The following is a 6,000-nucleotide window of genomic DNA, read 5'->3' as shown; positions in this document are numbered from 1 at the left end:
TCGGGTCAGCCCTGGACCGGCGGCGGTGGCCCACGCTCCGGTGAGGCCTGAAGCCTTCGGCGGTGGCCCGCGCTCCGGTCAGCCATGGGCGCTCGGCGATCGCCCGGGCTCGGGTCAGCCCTGGACCGGCGGCGGTGGCCCACGCTCCGGTGAGGCCTGAAGCCTTCGGCGGTGGCCCGCGCTCCGGTCAGCCATGGGCGCTCGGTGATCGCCGGCGCTTCGGTCAGCCATGGGCGCTCGGCGATCGTCCGCGCTCCGGTCAGCTCTGGACCGGCGGCGATCGCCCGCGCTCCGGCCCTGCGGAGCGGATGGCGGACGCCGCGCCCGGCCCGGCTTGACGGGCGCGTACTCGACAGGCGGGGGCCTGGATCCGCTCCTAGAGTCAAAGCCATGGATCTGCCGGTGATGCCGCCCGTCAAGCCCATGCTCGCCAAGCCCGTGGCGAAGATCCCGCCGGGCATGCAGTACGAGGCGAAGTGGGACGGGTTCCGGGCGATCGTCTTCCGCGACGGCCCCGAGCTGGAGGTGGGCAGCCGTACGGGAAAGTCGCTGACGAGATATTTCCCGGAGTTGGTGGAGGCACTGCGGGAGCGGTTGCCGGAGCGCTGCGTGCTGGACGGGGAGGTCGTGATCGTCCGGGAGGGGCACCTCGACTTCGACGCGCTGACGGAGCGGATCCATCCGGCGGACTCCCGGGTGCGCACCCTCGCGGAGCGCACCCCGGCCTCGTTCGTGGCGTTCGACCTGCTGGCGCTGGACGACCGGTCGCTGCTCACCGTCCCGCTGAGCGACCGGCGCCTGCTGCTGGAGGAGGCGCTGTCGTCGGTGACGCCACCGGTGCACCTCGCGCCCGCGACGACGGACCGCGCGGTGGCGGAGCAGTGGTTCCGGCAGTACGAGGGCGCGGGCCTGGACGGGGTGATCGCCAAGCCACTGTCCGTGCCCTACCGTCCCGACGAGCGCGCGATGTACAAGATCAAGCACGAGCGCACGGCGGACGTGGTGGTCGCGGGCTACCGCTTCCACAAGACCGGTCCGGTCGTGGGCTCCCTGCTCCTCGGGCTGTACGACGATCGGGGCGCCCTCCAGCATGTGGGGGTCTCCGCCGCGTTCTCCATGAAACGGCGCGCGGAGCTCGTGGAGGAGCTGGCACCGCTGCGGATGGACGACGTCGGGGGCCATCCATGGGCAGCCTGGTCGCAGGAGGCGGCGCACGAGACGGCCCGGTTGCCCGGTGCGCCCAGCCGCTGGTCGGGGAAGAAGGACCTGTCCTGGGTGCCGCTGCGGCCCGAGCGGGTGGCGGAGGTGGCGTACGACCATATGGAGAACGGGGTGCGCTTCCGGCACACCGCGCGTTTCCGCCGCTGGCGCCCGGACCGCACCCCCGAGAGCTGCACCTACGCCCAGCTGGAGGAGCCGGTGCGGTACGACCTCGCGGAGATCCTCGGCACTCCCGGCTGACTCCTGACGGGTGTGGATGGGTGCCCGATCGTGTGCTTATGGGTTCGGTGTGGGCATGCGCTTCTGTATGGGCGTGCGACAGACCGCGCGGAGACGGCGCGGCAGGACGACGGTGGCGCTGCTGACCGTCGCGATCATGGGTGGCCTGGCGGCCGGCTGCGACACGGGCGGTGCTCCCACGGACCACGGGCAGGACGGCGGCCGGTCCTCCGCCCCCTCCTCGTCCTCCGGCTCGGTGCTCGCCGTGAAGGTCGACAATGCGGCGGCGGCACGACCGCAGACGGGTCTGGATCAGGCGGACCTCGTCTATGCCGAGCAGGTCGAGGGTGGGCTCAGCCGGCTGATGGCGGTATTCGCGACGAAGCTGCCGAAGGCGGTCGGCCCGGTGCGCAGTGCGCGCGAGTCGGATCTGGAACTGCTGCGCCAGTTCCACCGACCGACGCTCGCCTTCTCCGGTGCGCAGCACAAACTCCTGCCCCTGATCGACAAGGCGCCCCTGACCGCGGTACCGCCGGAGAGGAACTCCGACGCCTACTTCCGTGACGTCGGGAAGGCCGCGCCGCACAACCTCTATCTACGACCACAGAGGCTGATGAGGTCCGCGCCCGGAGCCGCCGCGCTGACCACCGGCTTCCGCTTCGGCGCCGCGCCGACGGGCGGCACCCCGCAGACCACACGCACGGTCCGCTTCCCGTCCGCCAGTTTCACGTTCAGCTGGTCCGCCGAGCGGCACCGCTGGCTGGTGGCCATGGACGGGACGCCGACGGTGACGGCGGACGGGGCGCGCGTGGCTCCGGCGACGGTGGTGGTGCAGTACGTACGGGTGCGCACATCCGGCCTCCACGACGTCCTCGGCAACAACTCGCCGTACTCGGAGACCGTGGGTTCCGGGAAGGCTCAGGTGCTGCGCGACGGACGGGTGTTCGACGCTCAGTGGCGGCGGGCGTCGGCGGCGGACGGTACGCGGTTCACGACGGCGGACGGCACACCGGTGAACTTCGCGCAGGGGCAGGCCTGGGTCATGCTCGTGAAGGAGTGAGCCGGGGCGGGCGAGCCACCACGGCCCTCGGAGCCCGCTACGCCCGACGGCCCAGCCGGCGTTCGATCGCCGTAGCGGCATCACGGCGGGCAGGGGCGAGCGCCGCCCGGGCGTCGTCGGCCGAGCCGAGTCCCAGCGCCGCCGCGATCGCCTCCCAGGCGACACCGCCTTCGATCAGCGCCTCCACGGCGGCACCGACGGCGACGACCGTGTCCCTGCGGGCCCGGTCGAGTTCGGCGAGCGCACGCAGCAGGTCGGGCGCCGTCGCAACGTCGGACAGTCCGCTCTGCGCCGCGTGCCGCGCCTGGTCGGCGGTGACCCACCACTCGGCGGCCGTGTGCGGGGAAGGAGTGACGAGGGTCCGGTCCACGGGATGCCGCCTTCCTTGCCGGGTGCGCATACGGGGGCTGCCGTGGCCGCCAGTCTAGGTCGGTGATCCGATGGGCGGTGCGCACCGTCCGCTGAACGGACCAACGCGCGCGGGCGGCGCCGACAGCCCCTCCGCGGAAGAGGAACCCGCCGGGGGGTGGCCCAGGCGCCCCTTGCCTCGGGGTCGGCCGGGGGTCAACCGCACGTGCGGCGGCCGAGCGTCACGCGAGCCCCGGGCCGCCCAGCGCCTCCTGTGCCTGGGCGGCCAGCCCGTCCGCCCCGCACGACTGCGCCAGCGTCAGCCCCCTCTTCAGCTCGGCCGCCGACCGGGTGGCCACGCCGTACTCGACGCGGGCCAGCGCGTGTTCGTAGGCGCAGGGTGACGCCTCCAGATAGGTCACCGCACGGGCGTACAGGGCAGCGGCGCGCTGCCCGGTCTCCAGGGCGGCGGCCACGCGCAGTGCCTCGCCGATCGCGGTGTCCGTGCCGGACAGCTCGGCCTGCCGGCGGGCGGTCACGGCGAGTTCGGCGGCACGGCGCGGATCGTCGGCGGCCAGCGCACGGGCGAGGTCGGCGGCCCAGGGAGCCAGCACGGTGTTGTGACCGCGCCCGGCGGCCGCCTTCTCGGCGGCCTCCAGTTCGCCCACTCCCTCCTCGGTCCGGCCGACGGCGAGCAGCAGCCGGCCGCGGACGCATCGGGTGTCGGGCAGCACGATGGTCGAGGGGTACGGCGGCGCGAAGCCATACCGCTCGGAGACCGTCCAGGCCTCATGGACATGCCCGCGGGCGAGCAGGGTGTCCACGAGCCCGCAGGTCGCCGACCAGTACAGGGGCAGTCCGCGGCCGACGCGCTCCGCGAGGCGCAGGGACTCACGCAGGGAGGTCTCCGCCTCTCCGAGCCGGCCCCGCCTGCGGTGGGCCAGTCCGACGTAGGCATGCGCCAGGGCGAGATGGCCACCGCTCCACCCGGCGGACTCGTAGGCGCGCAGGGCCTCCGTGAACAGGCTTTCCGCCCGGTCGAGGCGGTCGGTGTAGGCGTAGGCGCTGCCCAGCATCAGCTCGATGCCCCACTCGGTGTCGGTCCAGCCGAGTCCCGGGGCGAGGCGGCCGTTGACGAGGGCGCGGTCGCACAGCTCCACGACCTCCTCGGCGTTCTCGCCGTGGGTCATCGCGTCGAAGCCGCGCAGAATGAGCAGGGCCCGCTCGGAGTTGTCCTTCCCGGTGCAGGTGCGGGCGAGTTCGGCCAGCTCCCGCGAGCGGTCCGGGGAGTCCTCCTCGGCCGCGTGGATGCCCTCCCACATGTAGTGCACGGCCTGGAGACGCATCCGGGACGGCCCGGGTTCCAGGCGGGCGGCCTCCGCGTCGACGGTGCGGACCGCCTCGTCCAACTGGTCGTTGTGCAACAGGGCCTGGGAGAGGCGGCAGACCGCGTCGACGCGCACATCACCCTCCAGCCCGGGCATGGCGAGGGCCGCCTGGAGGTAGTCGATGGTGGTGGCGGGCGAGGTCAGCAGGGTGGCACAGCCCAGTTCGTAGAGCACATGGGGGTGGACCTCGGGCAGCGGCGGCTCCAGCAGGGCCCGCTCCAGACAGCGGCGGGCCGCTTCCGGGGCACCCACGGCGAGGTGTTCGCGCGCCGCCTCGCGCATCTGCTCCACGAGTTCCTCGTCGTCGTCCGGATGGACCTCGAGGAGGTGACGGGAGGCGGCCGCGGCGCCGAGTCCGGAGTCGGTGACGACCTGGGCGGCGATACCGTGCATCGCGGTGCGCAGCCCGTCGGGGATGGAGCGGTAGACGGCGCTGGCGATCAGTGGGTGGACGAACTCCAGCTCGCCGTCGGCCGCCTGACGGCCGGCCGGATCGGGCTCGGCCAGGATACGGGCCGCGCCGAGGAGTTCGGCGCACCGCACCGCCTCGTCATGGCGCATGGTGGCGAGCCGGGCCACCAGGTCCACGGTGATGCCGGTGCCGAGGATGGCAGCGGCCCAGGCGAACCGGGTGGCTTCGATGCCGAGGCTCTCCAGGCGGGCGACGAGGCCGTTGCCACGGGCCGAGCGGTTCAGGGCGCGCAGTTCGACGGCCGACGCCTCGACCGGTTCGAGCCGGCTGTCCTGCACCTTGGCGAGAAGTTCGACGGTCTCGTAGGGATTGCCGCCAGTCACGGCCCACACCTCGCGGCAGAACGGGGCGTCCGCGTGCGCGCCGAGGGTGGCGCGGGTGAGTCCGGCGGTCGCCTCGGGGGTGAGTTCGCTCAGCGTGCTGACCGGCCGGCGGGCGGCCGCGGCGATCGTGTCGAGGTAACGCGCGGTGTCCCCGGTGGCCTCGCCGGTGCGCAGGGCGACCACGACCAGGACGCGCAGCTCGTCGAGGCGCTCGCAGAAGGCGGCGAGCCAGTGCAGGGTCTCCTGGTCGGCCCACTGCGCGTCGTCGATGAGCAGGACCAGCGGCCACTCCCGTTTGGCGAGCCGGGAGACGGCGACGACCAGGCCGTCGCACACACCCTGCGGGTCGGCCTGCCGTTCGCCCGGTTCCGTTATGCCGAGAGCGGGGCCCGCGACGTCGTACCAGTCGCCCAGGTACTCGCGCGCCTCCTCCGGCATCAGGGAGAGCAGCGCGGGCTGGAGCAGTTGCCGTACGACATTGAAGGGGACGGATGTGACGGTCTCGCCCCCGCGCGTCGACCACACCGTGCAGCCGCGCCGCTCCGCGATGCGGCGTGTCTCGGAGAGCAGCGCGGTCTTGCCGATGCCGGCCTCCCCGCCGATCACCAGCAGGCTCCCCGACGCGGAGGGCGAGGTGCCGTCGCGCAAGGCGTCCACCGCCTCGGTGACGACGGCGAGTTCCGCGTCGCGTTCCCACAGGGAAGCCGAGGCGGCCGCTGCGGGCCGTGCCTCCGTCATCCCGGTACCTCCCCAGGTCGCCCAAACGACGTACAGACATCGAGCCTAGCCGTCCCCGGGCTCCGGCGGAGGCGGGTCGGGGCACCTGTTGCCGTGATGGGTGACTTGCGTTGTCCTGGGGCGACGCGAGAGGCCGCCGACCAGCCGGGGAAAGGTTTCATCGGTCAACTTCTCGTAAAGTCGGCCCCATTGGCGACCGCCGGCGGTCCGCGGGAACGGGCGGGCGGGATG

Annotated in this window: 4 protein-coding genes; 2 read left to right on the top strand and 2 right to left on the bottom strand. The window is 73.2% G+C overall.

Annotation, left to right across the window (positions count from 1 at the left end; all coding sequences use genetic code 11):
• The first annotated feature begins 390 nt into the window (after window positions 1-390).
• Entirely contained in the window at window positions 391-1,461 is a 1,071-nt protein-coding gene (locus tag ACIP94_RS27980; RefSeq protein WP_402431352.1) for an ATP-dependent DNA ligase, read from the top strand.
• Between the two features lie 67 nt (window positions 1,462-1,528).
• On the top strand, window positions 1,529-2,500 hold the full coding sequence (locus ACIP94_RS27975; RefSeq protein WP_402431388.1) for a DUF3048 domain-containing protein: 972 nt from the start codon (window positions 1,529-1,531) through the stop codon (window positions 2,498-2,500).
• A gap of 37 nt (window positions 2,501-2,537) precedes the next feature.
• On the opposite strand, the gene ACIP94_RS27970 is transcribed toward ACIP94_RS27975, so the two are convergent.
• Both ACIP94_RS27970 and ACIP94_RS27965 read right to left on the bottom strand, forming a co-directional pair.
• Window positions 2,538-2,870, bottom strand: a complete 333-nt coding sequence (locus ACIP94_RS27970) for a hypothetical protein (RefSeq protein ID WP_402431349.1) — start codon at window positions 2,868-2,870, stop codon at window positions 2,538-2,540.
• A gap of 220 nt (window positions 2,871-3,090) precedes the next feature.
• Window positions 3,091-5,769, bottom strand: coding sequence for an ATP-binding protein (locus ACIP94_RS27965; protein WP_402431346.1), 2,679 nt, complete (start codon window positions 5,767-5,769; stop codon window positions 3,091-3,093).
• Window positions 5,770-6,000: the final 231 nt, after the last annotated feature.

Origin of the sequence: Streptomyces sp. NPDC093261 (assembly GCF_044753645.1) — a bacterium.
Classification (GTDB): Bacteria; Actinomycetota; Actinomycetes; order Streptomycetales; family Streptomycetaceae; genus Streptomyces.
Note: the sequence above shows the minus strand (reverse complement) of the source record. Positions and strands in the feature narration are given on the sequence as shown.

Bases quoted from the DNA above. Each gene is read 5' to 3' on its own strand.
- ACIP94_RS27965 (WP_402431346.1), bottom strand. From the start codon at position 5,769: ATGACGGAGGCACGGCCCGCAGCGGCCGCCTCGGCTTCCCTGTGGGAA.
- ACIP94_RS27975 (WP_402431388.1), top strand. From the start codon at position 1,529: ATGGGCGTGCGACAGACCGCGCGGAGACGGCGCGGCAGGACGACGGTG.
- ACIP94_RS27980 (WP_402431352.1), top strand. From the start codon at position 391: ATGGATCTGCCGGTGATGCCGCCCGTCAAGCCCATGCTCGCCAAGCCC.